The following is a 24,284-nucleotide window of genomic DNA, read 5'->3' as shown; positions in this document are numbered from 1 at the left end:
GAGCAAGTCTACCGGCGGAACGCGAGGCTCACGGAGACCACCAGCAGTGTCGCGATGAACACCCCGGCGAGCGCCGAGAGCAGCGGGAATCCGCCGAACGCGAAGACCAGGCCAGACAGGGCACCGGCCGCGGCACCGGCCGCACTCATGATGCTGTCGGACTGGCCCTGTCGACGCGGGCGATCGCGGGCGGGAGTCACCTCGGTGAGCAGTGCAGAGCCGGCAACCGTGGCCGCGCTCCAACCGATGCCCAGCATGACGAGCGACGCCTGCACCAGCGCGTGCGAGTCCCCGGCGACCGCGGTGCCGACTGCGGACGCGGCGAGCAACACTCCGCCCAGGATCATGACCGGGGCGTTCCCGATCCGACCCGCAAGGATGCCGAAAACGGGCGACAGCGCGTACATGCCGGCGATGTGGAGGCTGATGGTGAAGCCCACGATCGACGGGTCGCCGCCGTGCATCATGAGGTGCAGCGGCGTCATTGCCATGAGCGAGACCATGACCGCGTGCGCCGCCGAGACGCCCACGATGACGAGGCGCTGGCGCCAGCGGGCGGATCCTGCGGCTTCCGACTCGGCCGCGGCCGCTTCCGCCGCCGTTTCACCCTCGAGTGGGACTCGGATCGGCGCGGTGACGACCGTCGGCAGCGCACGCGCGGTGAGCAGCGGGTCGGGTCGAAGCCCGAACCAGACGATCGCGGCGGCCGCGAGCTGGGCGGCGACGGTGAACGCGAAGATACCGGTGAGCGGGGGCAGATGCAGCAGCGTGCCGACCCACTCCCCCGGGCCGATGAGGTTTGGCCCCGCCACGGCACCGATGGTGATCGCCCAGACGACGAGCGAAAGGTCGCGCGCCCGGCGACCAGGCACCGCAAGATCGGTCGCGGCAAACCGGGACTGGAGCTGCGCAGCGCCCGCGACTCCGAGAATCGCGAGGCCCGGAATCAGGAGCCAGCCCGCGCCGATCACGGCCGAAAAGACGACCAGGAGCGCGCCGAGCACGGCGATGAAGTTGCCGAGCGCCAGCGCGAGCCGACGACCCTTGCGGGCGGCGAGGCGAGCAAGTGGAATGCCGGCGAGCGCGACCCCCACGCCATTCATGGTCGAGGCCAGGCCCGAGATCGCGTCGTTCCCGGTCACGGAAGCGATCAGGAGCGCCCCGACCGAGACCGAGGCCCCGATGCCGAGCCCGCCGAGCACGGTCGCGGCGGCAAGGACGAGGACCGTGCGGCGCTGGAGCGCGGGCTGGTCGAACGCCGCGGGCCGCGCCGCGCCAGCGTCGGAAGCTCGTGGCGCGCGTGCGTGCACCGCGGTCATCGCTGCGTCGCTGGGCGCGCGGGGGTCAGACCCCATGAGCTGCCGTCGATCTCGCCGAGCAGGCGCTTCGCGAGGCGCACCGAGGGGCTCTCGTTCGCGGTATCGACGGAGACGAGGCCGATGGTGCGGAAGCGGGGCTTCGAAAACGGAAGCGCACGGGTGCCCGGGGGCAGGGTGCGCGCAGCAGCAAGGCCAAGGCCGGGTACGAGGGCGACGGCGCCGCCGGCCCCCACCATCGCCATCATTGCCGGCACGTTGTCGGTTTCCTGGATGATGTCGGGCTCGAAGCCGCTTTCGCGGGCGACCGCCATGAGGTGTCCGCGGCACTTGGCGCAGCCCGCGATCCAGTGGTCTGCGTCGAAGTCCGCGAGGTCGAGGCTCTCGGCCCCGCCGCTGCGCTCGTCGGTCACCACGAGCTTGAGCTCTTCCCGCCACAGCGGGGTAAACACGCACGCAGACGGCAGCGGCTCGCCCGCGAAGTCGAAGACGAGCGCGCAGTCGACCTCGCCGTCCCGCAGCATCGAGATCGCCTCGGGCGGCTCGGCCTCGCGGTATTGGAAGGTCACTTCGGGCGCTTCGGCGGTGAGACGCGCCATCATGGTCGGCACGATCGTGGCCGAAGCGGACGGGAAGCCGACGAGGCGCAGCACGCCGCCGCGGTCACCGCGCAGGTCCTCGATCGCGGCAATCGCGGCGTCGATCTCGGCAACGACGGTGCGGCCATGCTCGGCCAGGATCCTGCCTGCCGGGGTCAACCGGATGCCGCGGCCCTGCCGCTCGATCAGCGGCACCGCGAGCCGCGACTCGACGCGTTTGAGGCGCTGGCTGACCGCCGGCTGGCTGAGGCCCAGCTGCGCGGCGGCGGCGGTGAGGGATCCGGTCGAGGCGAGCGCGTGCAGGATGCGCAGCTCGGTCGAATCGATCGATCCCAGGGGGTCAGGGGTGCGGGCGGTGCTCATGCATTCCACTATAAGCGAACCGTAGGCAAAAGATAAGAATCATTCTCTTTAGTTATGCGTCGCGGGTTCCTAGCCTGGAGACATGACTCGCGCCTTCGCTCTTCCCGCCGCACACGCCGACGCGTTCCTTGCGGGCCCCGGCTATCTCGCCGCCTGCACGACCGGCCTGCCCATTCGGGAGACGGTCGACGCCGTGACCGCTTCCCTCGCACAGTGGGCCGCCGGCGAGCTCGATCTCAACGCTGCGGCGGCGCAGGTCGAGCGAAGCCGAGCACTCTTCGCTGACCTCGTGGGCGTCACGCCGGAGCAGGTGAGCGTTGGATCGCAGGTCTCATCGCTGGCCGCGATCGTCGCGGCCTCGCTCCCCCAGGGCGCTCGCGTGCTCGCGGCCGCCGACGACTTCGCCTCACTCACCCACCCGTTCGAGCAGCAGGCGCACCGCGGCGTGCGCGTGACCTACGTCCCCGTCGCTCAGCTCGCGGACGCGGTCGAGGCGGACACCGACGTCGTGGTCTTTTCGCTCGTGCAGTCGGCGACCGGTGAGATCGCTGATGGCGCCGCGATCGCCGAGGCCGCCCGCCGGGTCGGCGCGCGCACCGTCGTCGACACCACCCAGGCCGCGGGCTGGCTGCCCCACGATGCGAGCCGGTTCGATGTCACCCTCTGCCACGCGTACAAGTGGCTGCTCAGCCCCCGCGGCACGGCATTCATGACGGTGCTCGACCCGTCCTGGCTTGTGCCCATCGCGGCCGGCTGGTGTTCGGCCGACGACGTGTGGGGTTCGTGTTACGCGGGCAACACGCCGCTGTCCGAAAGCGCGAAGCGCTTCGACGTTTCGCCCGCCTGGCAGGCCTGGGCCGGCACCGTGCCCGCGCTCGAGTTCGTCTCGTCGCTCGACCTCGCGGCCGTGCGCACGCACAACGTCGGGCTCGCGAACGCCCTCGCGGCGGGCCTCGGCCTACCCGAGACGAACTCGGCGATCGTGGCCTGGGCTGACGCAGACGGAAGCGCCCTGGCGAAACTCCAGGCAGCCGGCATCACGGCGTCGGGGCGCGCGGGCCGCGCCCGCGTCGCGTTCCACGTCTGGAACTCGCTCGATGACGTCAAGCTGGCCCTCACGGCGATCCGGGGCTAAACACGCAGGATCCCGCCTACCCGCACCGGCGCGAAGCGGGTGGGGCGGCGGGATCCTGAACGAAAGCTCGCTACTCGGCGGCCGCGAGCTGACCGCAGGCGCCGTCGATCTCCTTGCCGCGGGTGTCGCGGAGCGTCGTCGGAATGCCGTTCGCGATCAAGCGATTGATGAAGGTGCGCGTCACGTCGGGCTCGGAGGACGTCCAGATCGAGCCGGGCGTCGGGTTCAGCGGGATCGGGTTGACGTGGACCCAGCCCGTGCCGCGCGCGTTGAGCTTCTCGGCGAGCAACTCGGCTCGCCACGCGTGATCGTTCATGTCCTTGATCAGCGCGTACTCAATGCTGACGCGGCGACCGGTCTTGTCGAAGTAGGCGCGCGCGGCGTCGAGCACCTCGTCGACCTTCCACTTGCTGTTCACCGGGATGAGCTCGTCACGCAGCTGATCGTCGGGGGCGTGCAGCGAGAGCGCGAACGTCACCGGGATGCTCTCGTCGGCGAGCTTGCGAATGGCCGGGGCGAGCCCGACCGTCGAAACGGTGATACCGCGGGCGCTCATACCGAGACCCTCGGGGGCGGGGGCGACCATGCGGTGCACGGCATTCATGACGCGCTTGTAGTTCGCGAGCGGCTCGCCCATGCCCATGAACACGACGTTGTTGACGCGCTCGGGCTCGGCACCCTTCGGGCGGCTCTTGCCGCCGCGCAGGCCACCCTCGAGAATGACCCGGTTCGCCTGCACGATCTGGTCGAGAATCTCGGCCGACGACATGTTACGGGTCAGCCCCGCCTGGCCGGTGGCGCAGAACGGGCAGTTCATCCCGCAACCGCACTGGCTCGACACGCAGAGCGTGATGCGGCCGGGGTAGCGCATGAGCACCGACTCGACGAGCGCGCCGTCGAAGAGACGCCACAAGAACTTGATCGTGTCGCCCTTGTCGGTCTCGAGCCGCTTCACCTCGGTGAGCAGCGGCGGGAAGAACTCCTCGACGATCTCCGCCGCGCGGTCCTTCGGAAGGTCCGTCATCTTCGCAGCGTCAGTGGTGCCGTGCACGAAGTAGTGGTTCGAGAGCTGCTTGGCGCGGAATCCCGGCAGGCCGAGCGCCTTCATCTTCTCGGTACGCTCGTCCATCGACAGGTCGGCGAGGTGCGTCGCCGGCTGCTTGACGCGCGGGGAGGCGAACTGCAGCGTCGGACGACCGTCAGCGCCGGTCTGCTGCTTCCAGCCTTCGGCGCGCGGGCGCACCTGACGGACCGGCGCGGTGCGGGGCTTGGTCTTCGTGTACTTTGCCTCGCCCGGGGCCTGGTCATGGTTGAGCTTTGTGGGATCCATCGCGTCTATTGTCGCATCTCCTCCCTGAGATTCGAACGGGTCACAACAGACGTGAGCGAATGAGGAACCGCTTGCCCTCCGGAGCCTCGAGCGAGAAACCGCTCCCGCGGCCCGGGACCGTGTCGACGGTGAGGTGGGTGTGGGCCCAGACGCCAAATTGCTCGCGCGACATCCAGAAGGGGATTTCCCGCGCGACGGGGGACGGGGTCCCCGCCCCAGCTTCGGTCGGAAGCGGCGGAAGCGGCGGAAGCTCGAGTGTGCCCAGCAGTACGTCCTGGCCGCCTGTGCGGAACTCCCCTGCCTGGTAGCACATGGGCGCGCTGCCGTCGCAGCAGCCGCCGGACTGGTGAAACATCAGTGGCCCGTGCTGCGCCCACAGTTGCTCGATGAGCGCGAGCGCCGCGGGGGTGAACGAGAGACGACTCACGCTCTCCCCCGCGACCTCGGGCCGCGCCGCCACCACACCGGAAATCTCGAGAGAATCAGCTGGACCGGGTACGGGCGGTGAGTTACTACCGACCGCGCACGCGTCGCCCAACTCTGTTGCCTTCTCGGCGTACCCTTCAGTACCGCCCAGTTCATGCACCATGTCTCGACCCCATTTCTCAGTGTGCTGACGTGTGGCCTACGCGTCACCCTTCGGCGAGGCGCAACACCACCCGTCCGTCGATCTTGCCGGCCCGCATCTCGTCGAGCACCGCGTTGACCTCTTCAAGCGGGCGCTCCGTCACAGTCGGGTGAATGAGCCCGCGAGCGTAGAAGTCGAGAGCCTCGATCATGTCCTGACGAGTACCCACGATCGATCCGCGAATGGTGAGCCCCTTGAGCACAATGTCGAAGATCGGCGCCGGGAAGTCCCCGGGCGGCAGGCCGTTGAACACGATCGTTCCACCGCGTCTGGTCATCCCTATTGCCTGCCCGAACGCCGACGGATGCACTGCAGTGACGAGCACGCCGTGTGTGCCACCCGTCTCGCGCTGAATCGCTGCCACCGGGTCTTCGTTCAACGCGTTCACCGTAACCTCGGCCCCGTACTTACGGGCGAGCGCCAACTTGTCATCGGCAATATCGACGGCCGCCACCCGCATGCCCATTGCGACTGCGTACTGCACCGCGATGTGGCCGAGCCCACCAATACCCGAAATCACAACCCACTGGCCGGGCAACACGTTGCTCACTTTGAGCCCCTTGTACACAGTGACACCCGCGCAGAGCACGGGCGCAACCTCGACCGGGTCTGATCCTGCCGGGACGACAGCTGCGTAGGCAGCGTCGATGAGCATGTATTCGGCGAACGAGCCATCGACTGAGTAGCCGCCGTTCTGCTGCTGTTCGCAGAGCGTCTCCCATCCGGTACGGCAGTACTCGCAGTGCCCACACGCCGACCAAAGCCAGGCGTTGCCTACGAGATCTCCGACCGCGAGGTTGGTAACCCCCTCGCCGAGTTCCTCGACGATACCGACGCCCTCATGGCCCGGAATGAAGGGTGGCGACGGCTTCACCGGCCAATCACCCTCGACCGCGTGCAGGTCAGTATGGCAAACGCCGGTGGTAAGGACGCGCACGAGCGCCTGGCCGAGGCCCGGCGTCGGCGTCGGCTGTGCACCCACCTCGAGCGGCTGCCCGAAGGCAGGAACCGATGCAGCGCGCATGGTGTCAAATGTAGTCATGTGTGCTTTCGCTCCTTGAAATTTCAGGTTCACGGCTTAGAAGAAGCCGTCGGCGGTTTCTTTGTAGCTGACGAGCAAGTTCTTCGTCTGCTGGTAGTGGTCGAGCATCATCAGGTGGTTTTCTCGCCCAATACCGCTCGACTTGTACCCACCGAACGCCGCGTGCGCGGGGTACGCGTGGTAGTTATTCACCCAGACGCGGCCCGCTTGGATCGCACGCCCGGCACGATAGGCCGTGTTTCCGTTGCGGCTCCACACGCCGGCGCCCAGACCGTACAGCGTGTCGTTGGCGATCTTGATCCCGTCGTCGAAATCGCGGAACGTCGTCGCCGCGACCACGGGGCCGAAGATCTCCTCCTGGAAGATCCGCATCGAGTTGTCGCCACGGAAGATGGTCGGCTGAATGTAGAAGCCGCCCGAGAACTCGCCGCCGAGGTCGGCGACCTCGCCGCCGGTGAGCACCTGCGCGCCCTCTTGCCGGCCGATGTCGAGGTAGGAACGGATTTTCTCGAACTGGTCGTTCGACGCCTGCGCCCCCATCATCGTGTTCGTGTCGAGCGGGTTGCCGCGCACGATCAGTTCGGTCCGCTCGACGACCGCGTCGAGGAAGTCCCCCGCAATCGACTCTTGGATGAGCGCACGGGACGGGCACGTGCAGACCTCGCCCTGGTTGAGGGCGAACATCGTGAAGCCCTCCTTCGCCTTATCGAAGTAGGCGTCGTCCGCCTGCATGACGTCCTCGAAGAAGAGGTTCGGGCTCTTGCCGCCGAGCTCGAGCGTCACTGGAATGATGTTCTCGGACGCGTACTGCATGATCAGGCGGCCGGTCGTAGTCTCGCCCGTGAACGCAATCTTGCGAATGCGGGGGCTCGAGGCGAGCGGCTTGCCCGCCTCGGCGCCGAAACCGTTGACGATGTTCACGACGCCGGCCGGCAGCAGGTCGCCGATGAGTTCGAACAGCACCAGGATCGAGGTCGGCGTCTGCTCCGCCGGCTTCAGCACGATTGCGTTGCCTGCGGCGAGCGCCGGGGCGAGCTTCCAGACCGCCATCAGAATGGGGAAGTTCCAGGGGATAATCTGCCCGACGACGCCGAGCGGCTCGTGAAAGTGATAGGCAGTGAGGTCCTCACCGATCTGCGAGAGCCCGCCCTCTTGGGCGCGAATCGCGCCGGCGAAGTAGCGGAAGTGGTCGATCGCGAGCGGGATGTCCGCATTCAGCGTCTCGCGTACGGCCTTGCCGTTGTCCCACGTCTCGGCGACGGAGAGCATCTCGAGGTTCGCCTCCATGCGGTCGGCGATCTTGTTGAGCACGACCGCGCGCTCGGCCGGACTCGTCTTGCCCCAGCCTGGGGCTGCGGCGTGCGCGGCGTCGAGGGCCGCGTCAATGTCTTCGGCGGTGCCGCGGGCGACCTCGCAGAACGCCTTTCCCGTCACCGGCGTCGTGTTCTCGAAGTACTGTCCCTTGACGGGGGCGACCCACTGCCCGCCGATGTAGTGCTCGTAGCGGCTCTTGAACTGGACAAGCGAGTCCGGCTGGCCGGGTGCTGCGTATACAACCATGGTCATCTCCTTTGACGACGATTCGTGAACTCCGCCGCCCGCGAGCGGGGCGTTGGTAGTTCCCGACGTTAGCCCTCCCAAGGTTGCGTCGACGTTGCAACCTCGAGAACCGCCTATCCGAGGGCGAGCAGTTGGGTGACCACTCTCGCTCGTTTCGGGGAACGCTGCGGCAGCACCTGCAGCAGCGTCTCCCAGACTTCCGCATCGTCGGTGGCCCAGCGCAGCGCGTACTCGTAGAGTGGATCGGCTGCCGCGGACTGCAGCATCGACTCGCGCAGCGCCGCGTCCACCCGTCCCCGCAGCTCGAGCGCGACCGGGGCGTCCGAGCCGGGAAGCACCGGGCCTTCATAAGCAGCGAGCGCGAGCCGGTGCGCGCCGCGTCCGAGCGCGTCGAGCGTCTGCTGCGCGTCGATGCGCAGTGGCTGGGTCAAGCGGTACGGCCTCGACTCCAGCTCAAGCGGAATGGCCCGGGCGCTCAGCCACTTGCGCAGCCGCGCGATCTCGGCACGCAGCGTCTGCTCGGTCCCGCCCTCGCCATACACCTGCTCGACGAGCACCGCCCCGCTCACTCCGCCGGGCGCCACCGCGAGCGCCAGCAAGATCTCGGCATGCCTGCCAGCGAGCTCGTGCACCGTTCCCGCGCTCTCCAAGATCGCAGGATCCCTCCCGAGTGCCACCAGCCGAGCGCCGGGCCGGCGGGCGGGCGATGCCTGGCGTCTTGCGCCGGCCCCACGCTCACGCGCCATCTGCGAGCGAAACGCCTCAAGTTTGAGCTCAGCCTCGACCGCGGCGATTGTCGCCTCCATCAGGGGAAGCAGATGGGGAGCTGCCACTTCGTCACCCCCGGTGACGTCGATGACACCGATGATGGATCCGCTGATGGGGTCGTGCACCGGGGCTGCGGTGCAGCTCCACTCGTGGACGAAACGGTTGTAGTGCTCGGCGCCGAGCACCTGAATGGCGTGGTCGAGCATGATCGCGCTTCCTGGCGCGCTCGTGCCGACGCTCTCCTCTGACCAGTCCATGCCGGGCAGGAAACCCATGTCTTCGGCCTGAGCACGCATCTGATGGTCTCCGTCCACCCACAGCAGGCGCCCGGCCGCGTCTCCGATTGCGACGAGGAAGCCCGACTCCTTCGCCTCGTCCAGGAGCAGCCTGTGCACCACGGGAAGCGCGAGCCCGATCGGATGGATGCGCTGCAGCTCGCGCAGTTCGTCGCCGCTGAGCACCTGCCGGTCAGGAGCATGATGAGGGTCGATCGTGCGAGTGCGGGAACGTAGCCAGGACGCGAACACCTCCGGGCGCATCGCAGTCTGCGCGGCGAATCGTCTCGCGAGCTCAGGCTCGATCGCGATCTCGCGTTCATCGAGGAAGCGTTCATGTGCGCGTTCGAGCTGCCGCCTACGCTCCCGAACAGACTCGCCGCTGCGCAGCGCCCGCCAACTGCTCACGACTACGCCCTCCTCGCGCGAGGGGGCCCCAACTACTCAAGAGGCTCCACACTGATCCACCGGTGCGTTCACCCTACCCGCGTTCCGTGTGCGAACACGAGGGGCAGATTCCCCCGACCGGGGACTTTCGCAAGGCGTCCGGGTCATCGGGGCCATCGGCCGCGCACCCGCCGTTGCACGTAACGGAGTGATCTCACGTAACTGAGCCCCAGTTGGCGCGCGAGCGCTCCGTTACGTGTGAAAGCGACGCGAAGTAGTCGCGTTGATCGGGTGGCCGCTGGCCGCCAGTCACCGGCCGCCCTAGCGGACGGTGTTGCGCAGCGTGCCGATGCCGTCGATCTCTACCTCGACGACGTCGCCCGAGACGAGGGGTCCGACGCCCGCGGGCGTGCCCGTCAAGATGACGTCCCCGGGCAGCAGCGTGAACGCCTGCGAGGCGTGCGCCACGATCTTCGCGATCGAGTGCATGAGCTGAGCGGTCGAGCCCGATTGGCGAACCTCGCCGTTCACGCGGGTCTGCACCCGGGCATCCGTCAGATCAAGATCGGTCTCGATCCAAGGGCCCAGCGGGCAGAACGTGTCGAATCCCTTGGCCCTGGCCCACTGGCCGTCGGCGTACTGCAGGTCGCGGGCGGTCACGTCGTTCGCGCAGGTGAAGCCGTACACGACCTCGAGCGCACGCTCCTCGGGAACTTCCTTGGCGAGCACGCCGATGACGACGGCGAGTTCCCCCTCGTGCTCGACCTGCTGCGAGATCGACGGGATCACGATCTCGTCGCCAGGCCCGACCACCGAGGTGTTCGGCTTCAGAAAGAGCAGCGGGTCGGTCGGCGCGTCGCCGGCGAGGCCACGATCCTGCATCTCGGCGACGTGATCGGCGTAGTTCTTGCCGACACAGACGACCTTCGAGCGCGGGATCACGGGGGCTAGCAGTTGCACCGCGTCGAGCGCGAAGCGGCGCCCCGTGGTGTCGTAGCCCGACACCATCGGGTCACCCTTCAGTTCGACGAGCTCGACGCCAGCACCGGATTCGGCCTGGTCGAGCACGCCGAAGGCGATCGCGTCGCCGGCGCGGAACCGTGCAACCTTCACGACACGGCCGCCTTCGCGGGGACGATCTCGCGCACCCAGCTGTGCGTGTCGGCGACGCGGCCGGTCTGAATTCCGGTGAGCTCATCGCGCAGCGACATCGTGAGCGGGCCCGGGGCGTTCTCGCCGAAGTTGACGTCGAGGCCGTCGGCCCCGAGCAGTCGACCGATGGGGGTGATCACCGCGGCGGTGCCGCAGGCGAACGCCTCGGTAATCGTGCCGTCGGCAACGCCGGCCTGCCACTCGCTCACGGTGACCGCGCGCTCCTCCACCGCGAGGCCGCGGTCCTTCGCGAGCTGAATCAGGCTGTCGCGGGTGATGCCGTGCAGGATGTTCCCGTTCAGCGCGGGGGTCACCAGGGTGTCGCCGTTCTTCACGAGGAACAGGTTCATCCCGCCGAGCTCTTCGATCGTGTCCTCGGTCGAAGAATCAAGGAAGAGCACCTGCGCGCAGCCGTTTGCGGCGGCTTCTTCCTGCGGAAGCAAGGAGGACGCGTAGTTTCCGCCACACTTTGCCTCACCGGTGCCGCCGTGGCCCGCGCGAGACGAACCCTTCGCCAGCCAGATAGACACCGGCTTGACGCCCTGCGCGAAGTACGGGCCTGCGGGGCTCGCGATCACCATGAAACGCGCCCGGTGTGCCGCGCGCACCCCCAGGAAGCTCTCGTCGGCAATCATGAATGGGCGCAAGTACAAGCTCGCCTCGGCCCCCTCAGCCACCCAGTCGGCGTCGGTCGACACCAGCTCGTCGATCGCGCTCACGAAGAGTTCGACGGGGAGCTCCGGCAACGCCAGGCGTCGCGCCGAGGCGTTGAGGCGGGCCGCGTTCGCCTCGACGCGGAACGCCGACACCGAGCCGTCCGCGCGGCGGTAGGCCTTCAGCCCTTCGAAAATCTCCTGGCCGTAATGCAGCACCGACGCCGCGGGGTCCAGCTGGATCGGGCCGTACGGCAGCAGCTCGGGCTGCTCCCAGCCGCCCTCCTTCGTCCAGACAATCGACACCATGTGGTCGGTGAAATGGTTGCCGAAGCCGGGGTTTGCGAGAATCGCCTCGCGCTCGGCGGCGGGCAGTGGCGTTGCCGAGGTGCGACGGAATTCGATGGTGTTCGTCATTGACGGTTCCTGTTCAACGTGCGGGAGAAGTGTGAGTGAGCGCTAGATGCGGGCGGCGATGGCCGCGCCGATCTCGCTGGTCGAGCGGGCGGCCGGTCCGCGAGCCGCAAGGTCCGATCGGACCGCGGCACGGATTCGTTCTGCCTGCTCGGGGAGTTCGAGGTGTTCGAGCATGATTGCCGCGGAGAGGATAGCCGCGGTCGGGTCGGCCTTCTGCTGCCCCGCGATGTCGGGCGCAGAACCGTGCACCGGTTCAAACATGCTGGGGAATGCGCCCGTCGGGTTGATGTTTCCCGAGGCCGCAAGCCCAATGCCGCCGCCGATAGCGCCGGCCAAATCAGTGAGGATGTCGCCAAACAGATTATCAGTGACGATCACGTCGAAGCGGGCAGGATCCTGCACCATCAGGATCGTCGCCGCGTCAACGTGCAGGTAGTCGACCGCGATCTCGGGGTACTCGGACGCGACCTCGCCGACGATTCGCTGCCAGGTGGCGCCCGCGTGCACCAGCACGTTGGTCTTGTGTACCCAGGTGAGCTTGCGGCGCGGGCGGTTCATGGCCGTCTCGAAGGCGAAGCGGACGATGCGCTCGACACCGAACGCAGTGTTGACCGACACCTCGTTCGCCACCTCGTGCGGCGTGCCGGCGCGCAGGCGTCCGCCGTTGCCGACGTACGGGCCCTCGGTGCCTTCGCGCACAACGACAAAGTCAATGTTGCCCGGGTTCGCGAGCGTCGACGTGACGCCCGGGAACAGCGTGCAGGGGCGCACGTTCGCATAGTGATCGAAGTCGAACCGAAGCTTCAGTAGCAGGCCGCGCTCGATGTTCGCCTCGCGCAGGCGCGGGTCGCCCGGGACACCGCCGACCGCGCCGAAGAGGATCGCATCATGTGTGGCGATCGCCGCTTGCTCGTCTTCCGGCAGGGTCTCCCCCGTGGCCAGGAAGCGCTCGGCGCCGAGCTTGAACTCGGTGCGCTCGAGCACGACGTCGCCGCCTGCGAGCACGGCGTCGAGCACCCGGTTCGCCTCAGCGACGACCTCGGGGCCGATCCCATCGCCGGGAAGGACTGCAAGCTTGATGGTTCGCGACACGCGGGCTCCTCGTCAGGATCGGCGAGGGCGCCGATCATTGTCGGTGTGCTGGCCGCAGTGGACGGCCGCACGCTCAGCCTACTCCCGCGACGACTCACCCTTCGCCGTCTGGACGGTGCATCCCTGGGATCGCTACCATGCTGAGTATGGCCCAGCCCTCACCTTCCGCTCGCGAGCGGATCCTTGACTCGTACATCGAGCTCCTCATCTCTGAGGGCGAGCGCGCCGCCACGCTCGATGCGGTTGCGCGCACCGCCGAGGTTTCGAAGGGCGGGCTGCTCTACCACTTCAAGAACAAGGACGCCCTCGTCGAGAGCCTGATCGAGCGCCTGGAAGAAGAAGTCGAGGCGGACATCGCCCGGCTGCACGCCCATCCGGAAGACAGCATCGGGTACTTTCTGCGCACCTCGGTCAACATGGGCACGCCCTACGACCGCGCGATTCTCGCCACACTGCGTATCGCCCAAGAGAACCAGCAGGCCCGGGACGCGTTGAACCGCATGCACGACCACTGGCGCGGGGCGCTCTCGCGCACGATCCCCGACCCGGCCGTCGTCGACGTGGTGATCTTCGTGTCAGACGGGATCTACTCAGCGTCCGCGCTCGATGGCAAGGTGGCGCACAGCGTCCAAGAGACCATCGACGTCGTCAAGCGGCTCGTGGCGAGCCCGGCACCGCAAATCCCCTAAACTGGGACTACTCGCGGGAGTGGTGGAATTGGTAGACACGCAGGATTTAGGATCCTGTGCTTTCGAGCGTGAGGGTTCAAGTCCCTTCTCCCGCACCACAGCGAAGGCCCCTGAACTCAGCCGAACACTCGGCTGAGCCGGGGGCCTTTCTGGTTCACCTCCCCTAGTTTCACTAGCCGCCTAGTAACATGGGGGCTTATGAAGAACGTAGTAGGAATCAAGCAGGAGTTACTGCTCTCTCGCATCGGCGAGGACGCAACAGCGAGGTGGGTCATGGCGCTGCTCACCACCGCCCGAAGAATCGACGCGGCTTGTGCCGAGCTCCTCGCTCAGCACGACCTCTCGGAGGGCCGACTCGCCGCGCTCCTCGCGATCTCGGCGGAACCGGGCCTCACACCGCGGGCGCTATCCGATCGCCTCGAGGTCACCTCGGCAACCGTGACGGGGCTCCTGGACCGGCTGGACCGCGACGCCTTGATCTCACGCCGTCCCCACTCGACCGACCGCCGCACCCACACCCTGGCGACGACTGCCAAGGCCGAAGTTCTCCTGTCGACCCTGGCGCCCATCTACCGCGACTGGCTTCACACCCTCGGCGCCGGGGTCGGCCCGTCCGAGCGAGACTCCGCGGCACGCGTCTTCGCGTCCGTCCAGCACAACCTCCACGCGGGGTCGCGAGATGAGTGAGCGCGGGGCGCGCAGCAGTGCCGACATCAACCCTGCGCACCTGACTGCACTCCACGCGGGCACGGCGGCGTCGCGCACCCTGACCGAGGCGCTCGCGATCGACCACACCGTACTCCTGCGAAACGCGATTCCTCACGCAGACGACGAACTTCTCCGGGTCGTTGCGGGGGCACAGGCACTCGGCATACTCAAACGAATGATGACGATCGGGGCGGCACTCGCCGAACGAACCGATGCGATCGACATCGAGCAACTCGCCCACCATCCCTCCGACACCGTGCGCGGCTGGGGGTGCTTCCAAATCGCAGCCAGACAGGCGCCCGACCCCGTCTCGCTGCTCGAACAACTTCGCGGGTTCGCCGACGACGAGCATTTTGCCGTCCGCGAATGGGTGTGGATGGCGGCGCGCCCCGCCCTCGTCGCGGATCTCGCCACGAGCATCGACGCGCTCACCGGCTGGACCGCCGACCCCTCGGCGAACATGCGGCGCTTCGCCAGCGAGGCGCTGCGGCCGCGGGGCGTCTGGGCGTCCCATATCGCCGCGCTCAAAGAGCACCCGAGCCAGGGCGAGCCAATCCTCGAGCCGCTTCGCTCCGATCCGTCGCGCTACGTTCAGGACTCCGTGGCGAACTGGATCAACGACGCCGCAAAAACGCGCCCGGACTGGGCCCTTGGCCTGTGCGCGCGGTGGCGCGCGGAAAGCAGTACCCCAGAGACGGTGCTCATCACGGGCCGAGCGCTCCGGTCGATCACCTAGCCCTGCGAACCGCTCCACCCAGATTCGCCCTGGTGCGCGGTATGCACGGGAGGGCAAGCGAGGAAAGGGCGCCGCGAGATACGAGATAATCGAGGAATGAGTGTGATCTACGACCCGGAGGCGCGGGCCACGTGACTTCCGCCGCCTGGGCCGCCCTCGTCCTCACCTGGGTCGCCGCCATCACGATGCCCGGCCCCGACACGTTCCTGTTGTTACGCCTGGGCGTCCGCGACCGCCGGGCCGCGGTGCTCGCTGCACTCGGCATCATGGGCGGCAACTTCGCCTGGATCGCGATCTCAGTGCTCGGGGTCACCGCGCTGATCGGCGCCGTGCCGTGGCTGCTCCCCGCCCTCCAGATCGGTGGCAGCGCCGTGCTCGTATGGCTTGGCGTGCAAAGCATCCGCGCCGGGGTGCGCGGCCTGCGCACCCGCGGCGAGGCCACGCTCGGCGGCGAGATTCGGCGCCCGTTCCTGCTTGGGCTCACGACGAATCTCGCGAACCCCAAGGCGCTCATCTTCTTCGCGGCCCTGTTCACGCAGGTGCTGCCGGCCGACGCGAGCTGGGCCGAGCGCGGGGCGATCGTCGCCGTTCTCGTCGCGATCGGCATCGCGTGGTTCGTCGGGTTCGCCCTCGCGACGTCGTCCAGGGCGTTCCAACGGTGGTTTCGCCGCGCGTCGGCATGGATCGATATCGCAGCCGGCGTCGTGTTCGTGCTTGTCGCCGTGGCGATCCTGACGGAACTCGCGCTGCAACTGCGCTGACGCGCGCCACAATGCACCCCGCCGGCAGGGTGCAAGACCGATTTACCCTGCCGGCGGGGTGCATTTTCGCGGAAGCGACGCCTACCAGCCCGTCGTGAGCACCTCGTCGAGGGCCGCCACGAAACGATCAGCGCTCTCGGCGGTGAGGCAGAGCGGCGGCTTCACCTTGAGCACGTTCGAGCGCTCCGAGGTCGTCAGCACGATGAGCCCCAGCTCACGCAGCCGCTCGCAGATCGCGGCCGCCTCGGCCGTGGCGGGCTCAAGCGTCTCGCGGTCACGCACCAACTCAACGCCGAGGTACAGCCCCTCGCCGTGGATCGGGCCGACGATGTCGTGGCGGTCAGCGAGCGCCACGAGGGCACTGCGCAGCCGCTCCCCCACGACGCGCGCGTTCTCCTGCAAGCCCTCGTCGCGCATCGCGTCGAGCACCGCGATGCCGACCCGGCAGCTCAGGGGGTTCCCGCCGGCCGACGAGAAAAACGCGCCCTGCGAGGCCAGCGCGTCGGCGACCTTTTTCGACGTGATGACTCCGCCGATCGGGAAGCCGTTGCCCATCGGCTTGGCGATCGTGATGATGTCGGGCACGACGCCCGACTGTTCGAAGCCCCAGAAGCTCGTGCCCATGCGGCCAAAGCCGACCTGCACCTCGTCGGCGATGCACAGGCCGCCCGCGGCACGCACCCGCGCGTAGGCGTCGGCGAGATAGCCCTCGGGCAGCAGCACACCGCCCGCGTTGCCGAGCACCGACTCGCAGATGAACGCGGCGACGTCGCGACCCTCCGCCGACAACGCCGCGAGGTCGACCCCGAGATCGGCAGCGTACTGCGCCCCGGTATCGAGACCGCGGTAGGTCCCGCGGAACCGGTTGGGGACGTCCGCGACGTGCACCCAATCGGGCCGCGTCTCGAGCGCGTACGGGTTGTCATAGGCCGAGGTCGTCACCGCATCGGAGGCCATGGTCCAGCCGTGGTACGCCTCGCGCAGCGACACGACGGTCTTGCGCCCGGTCGCCGCCTGCGCAAGCCTGAGCGCGAGGTCAACGGCCTCGGAGCCGCTGTTCACGAGCAGCACCGTGTCAAGCCCCGAGCCCTCCGGCAGCATCTCGAGCAGTCGTTCGCTGTACTCGGCGAGCTCGCGATAGAGGAAGCGGGAGTTGGTGTTCAGGATGCGAATCTGCCGGTTTGCCGCGTCCGCGACACCCGGGTGGCCGTGGCCGAGCCCCGTGACATTGTTCACGAGGTCGACGTACGACCGCCCCGTCGTGTCAACGAGGTGGTGCTTCCAGCCGCGCTCAATCTGCATCGGGTGCTCGTAGTAGCGCTCCTGCGCGGACGCGAAGATTCCCTCGCGCCGCGCCAGCTCGTCCGCGGCTTCGTCGCGCTGAGCGAGCGAGGCAAGGCCCAGGATCGCGGCGGCATCGGGAGCGAACCGGCGCCAGGCCGTGGCGCGCTCGGGAGCGACAAAATGACCCTCGAGCTCGGGGGCGTCAGAGCGGCGCAGTCCGACGAACAGCGTGTGCGCGGCATCTGCCTCGAGCGTGCCGAGCTGATCGCCGGCCGCGAGTTCCTGCCCGGCCCGCGCCGACGGGGTGATCCCCGCGACGACAAGCTGCCAGCCGCCCTCGGTCAGGATTCTGACCTCAGATTCGCTGCCCGGCACCCCGAGCCCTGGCAGGATCCGCCCCGAGACGGGCGCCGTGACCACGAGCTCGGCGTCGGCGAGCAGTCGAATCTCGGTATCGAGCGGGAAGGTCTCAGCCGCATCCGGCGAGTCGAGCTGCGTCCGGGTCAGCCGGTACACGCCGGCCGGGAACACCGCCGCGGCGACGCCCTCGCCCGAGAAACCTTGGCTGACGAGTGCCTCGACGGCGAGCGAGTCCTCAGCCTCGTCTTCAAGCCAGAAACCGCCTTCGAGTAGCTCGGACTCGACGCCCGGGTCGAGCGCCATGACCTCGCCGACCAGTCCGGGCAGCAGGCTCGCGAGCGCGCCCTCCCGGGCCGCCGCTGACGGCGCGGGCAGTGCGACCAGGCGCAGCCCGTCCTCGTGCGGGATGCCCTGCATGCCGACAGCGGCGACGACCTGCTCGGTCATCTCGGCGAGCGGCAGCAGCGTCGCCGCGTCGAAGATGCGCTGCTCCCCCGCGATGCGCTCGCGGGCGTAGTCATTGTCGCCGTCGATCTCAAGCTGGCGCCACCCGCTCGCAACCAACAGTGCGGCGCGGAGCACGACCAGGGGCCAGACCGCGCGCGCCTCTGCGGCAGAGAGCGGCGCGACGCGGTGGAAGGCCCGCACGGTGTCGAGCACTCGGAGCGGGCGATTCGGCTCGTGGTGCAGCATCGAGGCAGCAGTCACCGCAAGCTCAGCAACGCGCCAGCCGAGGGCGAGGTCGCCCAGATCGAGCACGGTGTGGGGGTGCAGGCGGCCATCGTCGCCGGGCAGCGCGGTGACGTTGTCGTCGGTGAGGTCACCGTGAATGGCTTGGACCGGAAGTGACGCCGAGACGAGGCCGAGCGCTTCGTCCGCGTCTTCCGCGGCGGAGACCACTCGGGTGCGCAGCGCGACGTCACCGATCGAACGAGAGAGCGCCCGTGCCTCGGTCGAAGCGACCCGCATGTCCCACATGTGCGCGCGGTCGAGGCCGGGGTGCGAGAGTGACGCGAGGGCGTTCGCAGACGCCCCAGCCAGCTCGCCGAATTCGGCGAGCACCACGGGCGCGAGATATCCGGCGTCGACGAGCGATGTCCCGGCGGCGAATTCGGAGCGACGAGCGGCGAAGCCATTCCAGCGCTGCGTCAGGTTCCCGTCGAGACCGGGCAGGATCGCGGGCACCACTACGCCCGCTGAACGGTACGCCTCGAGGGCCGCGTGCTGGCCGTCGCGCGCAGCGTCCGCAAACACTGGGTTGTCGATGCGCAGCACACTGCGCGTGCCGTTCTCCTCCAGGAGCACGAAGTTCCGATCCTGATTGCTGCCCAGCTCGCTCGCCGTGACCGTCAGGCCGTAGCACTCGAGCGCGATGCGCTCGGCGTCTTGCACGCTGACCTCGGGGCGGGTCAGGCCACCGTTCTCCTGCGTCGTCATCTTCACTCCTCTTCGTTGCCGTGCTGCATGTGGGCGACGGGGCCGCCCCTCGCGGTTATTCGCCGAGCGCCGCGAGCGACGGGGCGAGCGCGGTGAACGCGCGCGTGCGGTGCGAGACCGCGTCCTTCTCAGCAGCGGTCATTTCCGCCGCCGAACGGGTCTCCCCGTCAGGCCGGAAGATCGGGTCATAGCCAAAACCGCCGCCGCCCGAGGGACTGCCCAGGATCGAGCCTGGCCACTGCTCGACGAAGACCGTCTCGTCGCCCGCCGGGGTCACGAGCGCTGCCGCGCACATGAACGACGCCGCGCGGTGCTGCTCGGCGATATCGCTGAGCTGCCACAGCAGCAGCTCCAGGTTCGCCTGGTCGCTGCGCGCAGGGCCGCCCCAGCGTGCCGAGAAGATTCCGGGGCTGCCACCGAGGATGTCGACGGAGATTCCCGAGTCGTCGGCGATCGCCGGCAGTCCCGTGTGCAGCGCCGCCGCGCGCGCCTTGAGGAGCGCGTTCTCGGCAAAGCTCGTTCCGGTCTCGCGCGGCTCGGGCCCGTCATAGCCGACGAGCTCCAGACCGGGCACGAGCGGTCCCACGATGCGGGTCAGCTCGGTGAGCTTGTGCGCGTTGTGGCTCGCAAGCACGACGCGCATTAGGCGCCCAGCGCCAGGCGCTGAATGTCTCGCAGCTCGTTCGTGCTCACGAGCGCGAGGTCGAGCAGTGAGTCAAGCTCGGCACGTTTGAACGGCTTGCCCTCGGCCGTGCCCTGGACCTCAATGAAGTCGCCCGAACCCGTGACGACGACGTTCATATCGGTGCCGGCGCGGACGTCCTCGACATACGCGAGGTCGCTCAACGGCACGCCGTCGACGATACCCACCGAGACCGCAGCCACGCTGTCGGTCAACGGGGTCGACTTCTTCGCGACGAAGCCCTGAGCGCGGCCCCACTCGATCGCGTCGACGAGAGCGACGTACGCGCCCGTGATAGACGCCGTCCGGGTGCCGCCATCGGCCTGCAGCACGTCGCAGTCAATGACGATCGTGTTCTCGCCCAGCGCGCGCGTGTCGACGACGGCGCGGAGGCTGCGGCCAATCAGGCGCGAGATCTCGTGCGTGCGGCCGCCGATCTTGCCTCGGACCGACTCGCGGTCCATGCGGGAGTTCGTGCTGCGCGGCAGCATCGAGTACTCGGCCGTGACCCATCCCTTGCCCTTGCCCGAGAGCCAACGCGGCACGCCGTTCGTGAATGACGCGGTGCAGAGCACGCGCGTGTTCCCGAAGGAGATGAGGGCACTGCCCTCGGCCTGGCTGCTCCAGCCGCGCTCGATGGTGACGGGGCGCAGCTGCCCGGCAGTGCGTCCGTCGGCCCGTACGAGATCCGTCATGGTCATTCTCCGTTTCGTTGCACCGGGACGACCCCGGTCTGCAGATGGTCAACCGCGTCGATGCCGATGCCGAGCATGCGGCGGGCAAGTTCGCGGAAAGCTCCAGGGTCGTTCCCGGTGGCCTCGTAGCGCAGCACGGGCTCGTTGCCGGCCTCGCGCAACATATCCCGCTCGGAGAGCAGGGTGTACAGCTCGTTCGCCGTCTCGATGTCGCTCGAAACGAGCGCCACGTCCGGCCCGACCACCTGGCGGATCGCGCCGCGCAGGAACGGGTAGTGGGTACAGCCGAGCACGAGCGTGTCGATCTGTTGGTCGATGAGTGGCTGCAGGTACTCGGCGGCGATCCGGTGCACCTCGGGCCCCGCGGTAATGCCGGCCTCGACGAGCTCGACGAAGCGGGGGCACGCCTGGGTCGAAAGGGTGATCTCGGGGCGGATACTGAAGAGGTCGTCGTAGACGCGGGAGTTGATGGTGCCCACGGTGCCGATGAGGCCGACGCGGCCGTTCCGCGTGAGACTCACCGCGCTGCGCACCGCGGGCTTGATCACTTCGAGCACAGGGATGTCGTAGCGCTCGTGCGCATCGCGCAACACCGCGGCGGAGGCCGTGTTGCAGGCGATGACAAGCGCCTTCACGCCCTGGTCCACCAGGTCGTCGAGGATCGCGAGCGAGAGGCGACGCACCTCCGCGATGGGCCTCGGCCCATACGGGGTGTGTGCGGTGTCGCCGACATAGGTGATCGACTCGGACGGCAGCTGGTCACGGATCGCGCGGGCAACCGTCAGCCCGCCCACTCCGGAGTCGAAAATGCCGATGGGTGCGTCGTTCGCGATAGCCGGCTTACTCACCAGTCAAGCCTATCGCGCGGCCCGCGCCCTACTTGATCCAGCTCGCCCGGTGCATCTCGGTAATTCCGTGCTCGGCGATCCCCGCGTAGTGCGCGGCGGCGCCGTAGCCCTTGTTCGACTGCCAGGCATAGTGCGGGTGCGTTTCGTGCGCGTCGCGCATGACCGCGTCGCGCTCGACCTTCGCGCGCACCGAGGCACCCGCGACGCTCGCGCATCGGCGGTCGGCGCCGACCATGGTCTCGATCGTCAACGGCGACTGCAGCACGGGCGTCAGCCAGTCGTGTGAGCCATCCAGCAGGATCAGGGCGCGATTCACGGCGACCCCCTGCTGGTGCAGCTTGAGGAGCGCCCGCCGAGCGGCCTCGCCGAGCATGGCCGTGATGCCGCGCTCGTCGATCTCTTCGGCACTGCCGAAGCCGACGGCTCCCGGGCCCCACTCACGGATGAGCGGTGCGAGGGCGTCACGCCGCGGCTCGCTCAGCAGCTTCGAGTCGCGAAGCCCCTCGGGAAAACTCTCGGTGCCCGCGAACACGACCTGCACGCCGACGGCAACGGGGCCCGCGATCGCACCACGTCCCACCTCGTCGATGCCGATGACCATGGGGGCACCGGCGGCAAAGCGCAGACGTTCAAGTTCGAGGGTCGGGTCCTTGGCAGGATCCTGTTTCAGCGGACGAAGCGTCGCGGCCATGCGCGCCGCCTACTCGCCGGAGAAGTCGGTGGTGGCGGGATTGCCGGCCCCGACCGCGGCGGGCTGGTCGACCCCCACGAACGTGTCGGGGTAGTTCCCAAGCCACGAGAAGCGGCTGAGCGGCCAGTTCAGGAGGAAGGCGCGGCCGACAATTTCTTCCTTGAGCACGAAGCCCTTCCCCGGCTGATCCTGGTTGTAGCGCGAGTCCTTGCTGGCGTAACGGTTGTCGCCCATCACCCAGTACGAGTCCTCGGGCACAGTCACGTCGAATGCGAGATCCGAGACGCGGGTTTCCCCGGGCGGAAGGAGCACGTACGGCTCGACGATCGGTACGCCGTTCACCGTGACTCGTCCGCCCGCGTCACAGCACGCGACGCGGTCGCCGGGCAGGCCGATCACCCGCTTGATCACATACTCGTCCGAGGGCGACGCGGCGAGGCCGAGTTCCTGCAGCACCCACTGCACGCCGGTTGCGGGGACGATGGGCTTGGCATTCAACCATCCGCCCGGATCGCGAAAGACGACAACGTCGCCGCGCTGCACCGGCACCACGTCCGGGACGAGCTGGTTTACCAGGATCCGGTCGTTGATCTGCAGCGTGTTCATCATCGAACCGGACGGGATGTAGAAGGCACGCATGAAGAACGTCTTCACGACGAACGAGACCGTGAACGCGATGACCAGGATGATGATCAAATCGCGCAGGAACCCGACAAGCCCTCCGCGGCGGCGCTTTCCAGTGGCGGCTGCCTCAGTCATGCATGCTCCTCATATCCTCGACGCTCGGCGTGACGCACACACCCATATAAAACAGTACGGGTCCCCGGCCGAAAGGCAGCGGGGACCCGTCTGGGAAGGTCTGGATTAGCGGTCGCGCTTTTCCTTGATCTTCGCCTTCTTGCCCTGAAGAGCGCGGAGGTAGTACAGCTTCGCGCGGCGAACGTCACCGCGGGTGACGATCTCGATCTTCTCGATCGCCGGGGTGTGTACGGGGAACATACGCTCCACGCCCACCTGGAAGCTGACCTTACGAACGGTGAAGGTCTCGCGGACGCCCTCGCCCTGACGAGCGATCACAACGCCCTGGAACACCTGGACACGCGAGCGGCTGCCCTCAACGATGTTGACGTGCACCTTGACGGTGTCGCCAGCGCGGAAGGCGGGGATGTCGCTCTTGAGCGACGCGGCATCGACGTGGTCGAGCTTCTGCATGATGTTCTCTCTCTGCACCCGCCGTAAGTCGGGATACGGATTGCTTAAGGAAAAGGATGAATGGTGCCAGCGGTATGTGCGGAACCCTCACGGCAGCGTCGCACCGTGGCACAAGGGTCAATTATGCCACACGCGCGGGCAAATAGTTCACTCGGGGGGAAGCAAGTCGGGTCGCACGCGGCGCGTGCGCTCAATTTGCTGCTCTCGACGCCACTTGGCGACCGCCGCGTGGTTGCCACCCAGGAGCACCGGGGGCACCTCGCGGCCTCGCCAGGAGGCCGGCTTGGTGTAGCTCGGGTACTCGAGCAGACCATCCTCGTGCGACTCTTCGACCAGGCTTTCGGGGTTGCCGACGACACCGGGAAGCAGCCGGCCAATGGCTTCGACCATCGCCAACACCGCGACCTCACCACCGTTCAGCACGTAGTCGCCGAGGCTGACGAGCCGCACGCGGCCGCGCGACTCGAACTCGTCGAAGACCCGCTGGTCGATGCCCTCGAATCGGCCGCAGCCAAAGACGAGGTGCTTCTCCTCCGCGAGCTCGCGGGCCATCTGCTGCGTGAAGACCTCGCCTGCGGGCGACGGGAAGATGATCAGCGGCGCGTCCGGGCCGTGGCCCAGCTGGTCCCCCACGAGCCCATCGAGCATCTCGCCCCATGGCTCGGGCCGCATCACCATGCCGGCGCCACCCCCGGCGGGGGTGTCATCGACGCTGCGGTGCTTGTCATGGGTGGCGTCGCGAAGGTCGTGCACACCGACCTCAAGGAGCCCCTTGTTCCGGGCCTTCCCCAGCAGGGAAAGCTCAAGAGCCGCGAAGTAGTCGGGGAAGATCGAAACGATATCGATCCGCATCAGACCGCTTCCTCCTCCGATGCCGAAGCGTCGGGGGTCGTTTCCGCGTCCGGCGACTCCACCGAAACTGCGTCGGCGGGTTCTTCCGGAAGCTCCTCGAAGAGGCCGGCAGGCGGCGTCACCGTCACAATGCCCGCCTCGAGGTCGACCGAGGGCACGATGGCCTCGACGAACGGAACAAGGATGAGGCCTGCGGGGGTCTTGATCGACAGGAGGTCCTGGGCGGGCATGTGCTGCACTTCGGCAACCGTTCCCACCTTGACTCCGTCGCGACGCACCTCAAGGCCAACCAACTGGTGGTCGTACCAAGCATTCTCTTCGTGGCCGGCATCGACTGCGGCTTCGTCAATCCACAGGATCGCCTTCACGATGCTCTCGGCGGCGTTCCGATCGGGCACCTCGTCGAAGAACCCGACGGGTGAACCATTGAACCAGCGCAGCTCACGAATGGTGACCTTCTGGCCGAACCACTCGGAATCCTGGGGTACCTGGAGCGCAAACGTCGCTCCGGGGAAGAAGCGAAGCTCGGGGTTGTCCGTAAACATCTCGAGCTTCAGGCCACCTTTGAGGCCGTGCGGCTTCGTCATGCGTCCGACGCGCAGACTCCCCGCA

Annotated in this window: 24 protein-coding genes and 1 tRNA gene; 6 read left to right on the top strand and 19 right to left on the bottom strand. The window is 68.0% G+C overall.

All coding sequences use genetic code 11. From position 1 onward, the window contains the following. Positions 1-8: 8 nt before the first annotated feature. Complete coding sequence (locus JW030_RS04950; protein WP_241095563.1) at positions 9-1,355, bottom strand: MFS transporter; 1,347 nt, start codon at positions 1,353-1,355, stop codon at positions 9-11. Continuing rightward, complete coding sequence (locus JW030_RS04945; RefSeq protein ID WP_188044434.1) at positions 1,316-2,278, bottom strand: LysR family transcriptional regulator; 963 nt, start codon at positions 2,276-2,278, stop codon at positions 1,316-1,318. The genes JW030_RS04950 and JW030_RS04945 overlap by 40 nt, the downstream gene beginning before the upstream one ends. 82 nt (positions 2,279-2,360) lie before the next feature. Here JW030_RS04945 and JW030_RS04940 point away from each other — a divergent pair, with 82 nt between their 5' ends. Beyond that, entirely contained in the window at positions 2,361-3,413 is a 1,053-nt protein-coding gene (locus JW030_RS04940) for an aminotransferase class V-fold PLP-dependent enzyme (protein WP_188044435.1), read from the top strand. Positions 3,414-3,483: 70 nt separating this feature from the next. Here the strand turns inward: JW030_RS04940 and rlmN are convergent, their stop codons facing one another. From rlmN to JW030_RS04900, 8 genes are all read right to left on the bottom strand, one after another. After that, positions 3,484-4,743 carry a 23S rRNA (adenine(2503)-C(2))-methyltransferase RlmN gene (rlmN, locus tag JW030_RS04935; protein WP_188044436.1) on the bottom strand — a complete coding sequence of 420 codons (1,260 nt, stop codon included), beginning with the start codon at positions 4,741-4,743 and terminating at the stop codon, positions 3,484-3,486. Positions 4,744-4,783: 40 nt separating this feature from the next. Beyond that, positions 4,784-5,206, bottom strand: a complete 423-nt coding sequence (locus JW030_RS04930; protein WP_370567013.1) for a DUF779 domain-containing protein — start codon at positions 5,204-5,206, stop codon at positions 4,784-4,786. Positions 5,207-5,375: 169 nt separating this feature from the next. After that, positions 5,376-6,395 (bottom strand): alcohol dehydrogenase AdhP, encoded by a 1,020-nt coding sequence (adhP, locus tag JW030_RS04925; RefSeq protein WP_370567014.1) that lies wholly within the window; start codon positions 6,393-6,395, stop codon positions 5,376-5,378. A gap of 54 nt (positions 6,396-6,449) precedes the next feature. Beyond that, positions 6,450-7,973, bottom strand: a complete 1,524-nt coding sequence (locus JW030_RS04920; RefSeq protein ID WP_188044439.1) for an aldehyde dehydrogenase family protein — start codon at positions 7,971-7,973, stop codon at positions 6,450-6,452. A 113-nt stretch (positions 7,974-8,086) separates the two neighbouring features. Continuing rightward, positions 8,087-9,424, bottom strand: a complete 1,338-nt coding sequence (locus JW030_RS04915; RefSeq protein ID WP_188044440.1) for a helix-turn-helix domain-containing protein — start codon at positions 9,422-9,424, stop codon at positions 8,087-8,089. Positions 9,425-9,724: 300 nt separating this feature from the next. Further along, positions 9,725-10,516, bottom strand: coding sequence for a fumarylacetoacetate hydrolase family protein (locus JW030_RS04910; protein ID WP_188044441.1), 792 nt, complete (start codon positions 10,514-10,516; stop codon positions 9,725-9,727). Beyond that, on the bottom strand, positions 10,513-11,625 hold the full coding sequence (locus tag JW030_RS04905; protein WP_188044442.1) for a branched-chain amino acid aminotransferase: 1,113 nt from the start codon (positions 11,623-11,625) through the stop codon (positions 10,513-10,515). The genes JW030_RS04910 and JW030_RS04905 overlap by 4 nt, the downstream gene beginning before the upstream one ends. Before the next feature lie 42 nt (positions 11,626-11,667). Next, positions 11,668-12,717 carry a 3-isopropylmalate dehydrogenase gene (locus tag JW030_RS04900; RefSeq protein ID WP_188044443.1) on the bottom strand — a complete coding sequence of 350 codons (1,050 nt, stop codon included), beginning with the start codon at positions 12,715-12,717 and terminating at the stop codon, positions 11,668-11,670. A gap of 146 nt (positions 12,718-12,863) precedes the next feature. On the opposite strand from JW030_RS04900, the gene JW030_RS04895 reads away from it, so the two are divergent. The 5 genes from JW030_RS04895 to JW030_RS04875 all read left to right on the top strand — a co-directional run bounded on the left by JW030_RS04895 (position 12,864) and on the right by JW030_RS04875 (position 15,611). Further along, a complete protein-coding gene (locus tag JW030_RS04895) occupies positions 12,864-13,406 on the top strand; it encodes a TetR/AcrR family transcriptional regulator (protein WP_188044444.1) in 543 nt (180 codons plus the stop codon). Positions 13,407-13,419: 13 nt separating this feature from the next. Next, a tRNA-Leu gene (locus JW030_RS04890) sits at positions 13,420-13,504 on the top strand. Between the two features lie 100 nt (positions 13,505-13,604). Continuing rightward, positions 13,605-14,093, top strand: a complete 489-nt coding sequence (locus JW030_RS04885) for a MarR family winged helix-turn-helix transcriptional regulator (protein WP_188044445.1) — start codon at positions 13,605-13,607, stop codon at positions 14,091-14,093. Continuing rightward, complete coding sequence (locus JW030_RS04880; protein WP_188044446.1) at positions 14,086-14,850, top strand: DNA alkylation repair protein; 765 nt, start codon at positions 14,086-14,088, stop codon at positions 14,848-14,850. The genes JW030_RS04885 and JW030_RS04880 overlap by 8 nt, the downstream gene beginning before the upstream one ends. A 131-nt stretch (positions 14,851-14,981) precedes the next feature. Continuing rightward, complete coding sequence (locus JW030_RS04875; RefSeq protein ID WP_188044447.1) at positions 14,982-15,611, top strand: LysE family translocator; 630 nt, start codon at positions 14,982-14,984, stop codon at positions 15,609-15,611. Between the two features lie 81 nt (positions 15,612-15,692). On the opposite strand, the gene JW030_RS04870 is transcribed toward JW030_RS04875, so the two are convergent. The 9 genes from JW030_RS04870 to rimM form a co-directional block, all read right to left on the bottom strand. After that, positions 15,693-18,692: an aminotransferase gene (locus JW030_RS04870; RefSeq protein WP_188044448.1), complete on the bottom strand. Its 3,000-nt coding sequence runs from the start codon at positions 18,690-18,692 to the stop codon at positions 15,693-15,695. 55 nt (positions 18,693-18,747) lie between these two features. Continuing rightward, the gene (rdgB, locus tag JW030_RS04865; protein ID WP_188044449.1) at positions 18,748-19,335 is read right to left on the bottom strand and encodes an RdgB/HAM1 family non-canonical purine NTP pyrophosphatase; all 588 of its coding nucleotides are present in this window, start codon (positions 19,333-19,335) and stop codon (positions 18,748-18,750) included. Further along, positions 19,335-20,069 carry a ribonuclease PH gene (gene rph, locus JW030_RS04860; RefSeq protein ID WP_188044450.1) on the bottom strand — a complete coding sequence of 245 codons (735 nt, stop codon included), beginning with the start codon at positions 20,067-20,069 and terminating at the stop codon, positions 19,335-19,337. The genes rdgB and rph overlap by 1 nt, the downstream gene beginning before the upstream one ends. Before the next feature lie 2 nt (positions 20,070-20,071). Beyond that, positions 20,072-20,917, bottom strand: a complete 846-nt coding sequence (gene murI, locus JW030_RS04855; protein WP_188044451.1) for a glutamate racemase — start codon at positions 20,915-20,917, stop codon at positions 20,072-20,074. A 28-nt stretch (positions 20,918-20,945) separates the two neighbouring features. Then, complete coding sequence (locus JW030_RS04850) at positions 20,946-21,608, bottom strand: ribonuclease HII (RefSeq protein WP_188044452.1); 663 nt, start codon at positions 21,606-21,608, stop codon at positions 20,946-20,948. A 9-nt stretch (positions 21,609-21,617) separates the two neighbouring features. Continuing rightward, a complete protein-coding gene (gene lepB, locus JW030_RS04845; RefSeq protein ID WP_188044453.1) occupies positions 21,618-22,367 on the bottom strand; it encodes a signal peptidase I in 750 nt (249 codons plus the stop codon). A 105-nt stretch (positions 22,368-22,472) separates the two neighbouring features. Continuing rightward, on the bottom strand, positions 22,473-22,820 hold the full coding sequence (gene rplS, locus JW030_RS04840; protein ID WP_188044454.1) for a 50S ribosomal protein L19: 348 nt from the start codon (positions 22,818-22,820) through the stop codon (positions 22,473-22,475). A 147-nt stretch (positions 22,821-22,967) separates the two neighbouring features. Continuing rightward, complete coding sequence (gene trmD, locus JW030_RS04835; RefSeq protein ID WP_188044455.1) at positions 22,968-23,672, bottom strand: tRNA (guanosine(37)-N1)-methyltransferase TrmD; 705 nt, start codon at positions 23,670-23,672, stop codon at positions 22,968-22,970. Further along, entirely contained in the window at positions 23,672-24,274 is a 603-nt protein-coding gene (rimM, locus tag JW030_RS04830) for a ribosome maturation factor RimM (protein ID WP_255499040.1), read from the bottom strand. The genes trmD and rimM overlap by 1 nt, the downstream gene beginning before the upstream one ends. Positions 24,275-24,284 lie beyond the last annotated feature (10 nt).

The organism is Leucobacter sp. CX169 (genome assembly GCF_017161405.1).
GTDB lineage: Bacteria > Actinomycetota > Actinomycetes > Actinomycetales > Microbacteriaceae > Cx-87.
The sequence above is the reverse complement of the archived record's forward strand: the minus strand, read 5'-3'. Positions and strand labels throughout refer to the sequence as shown.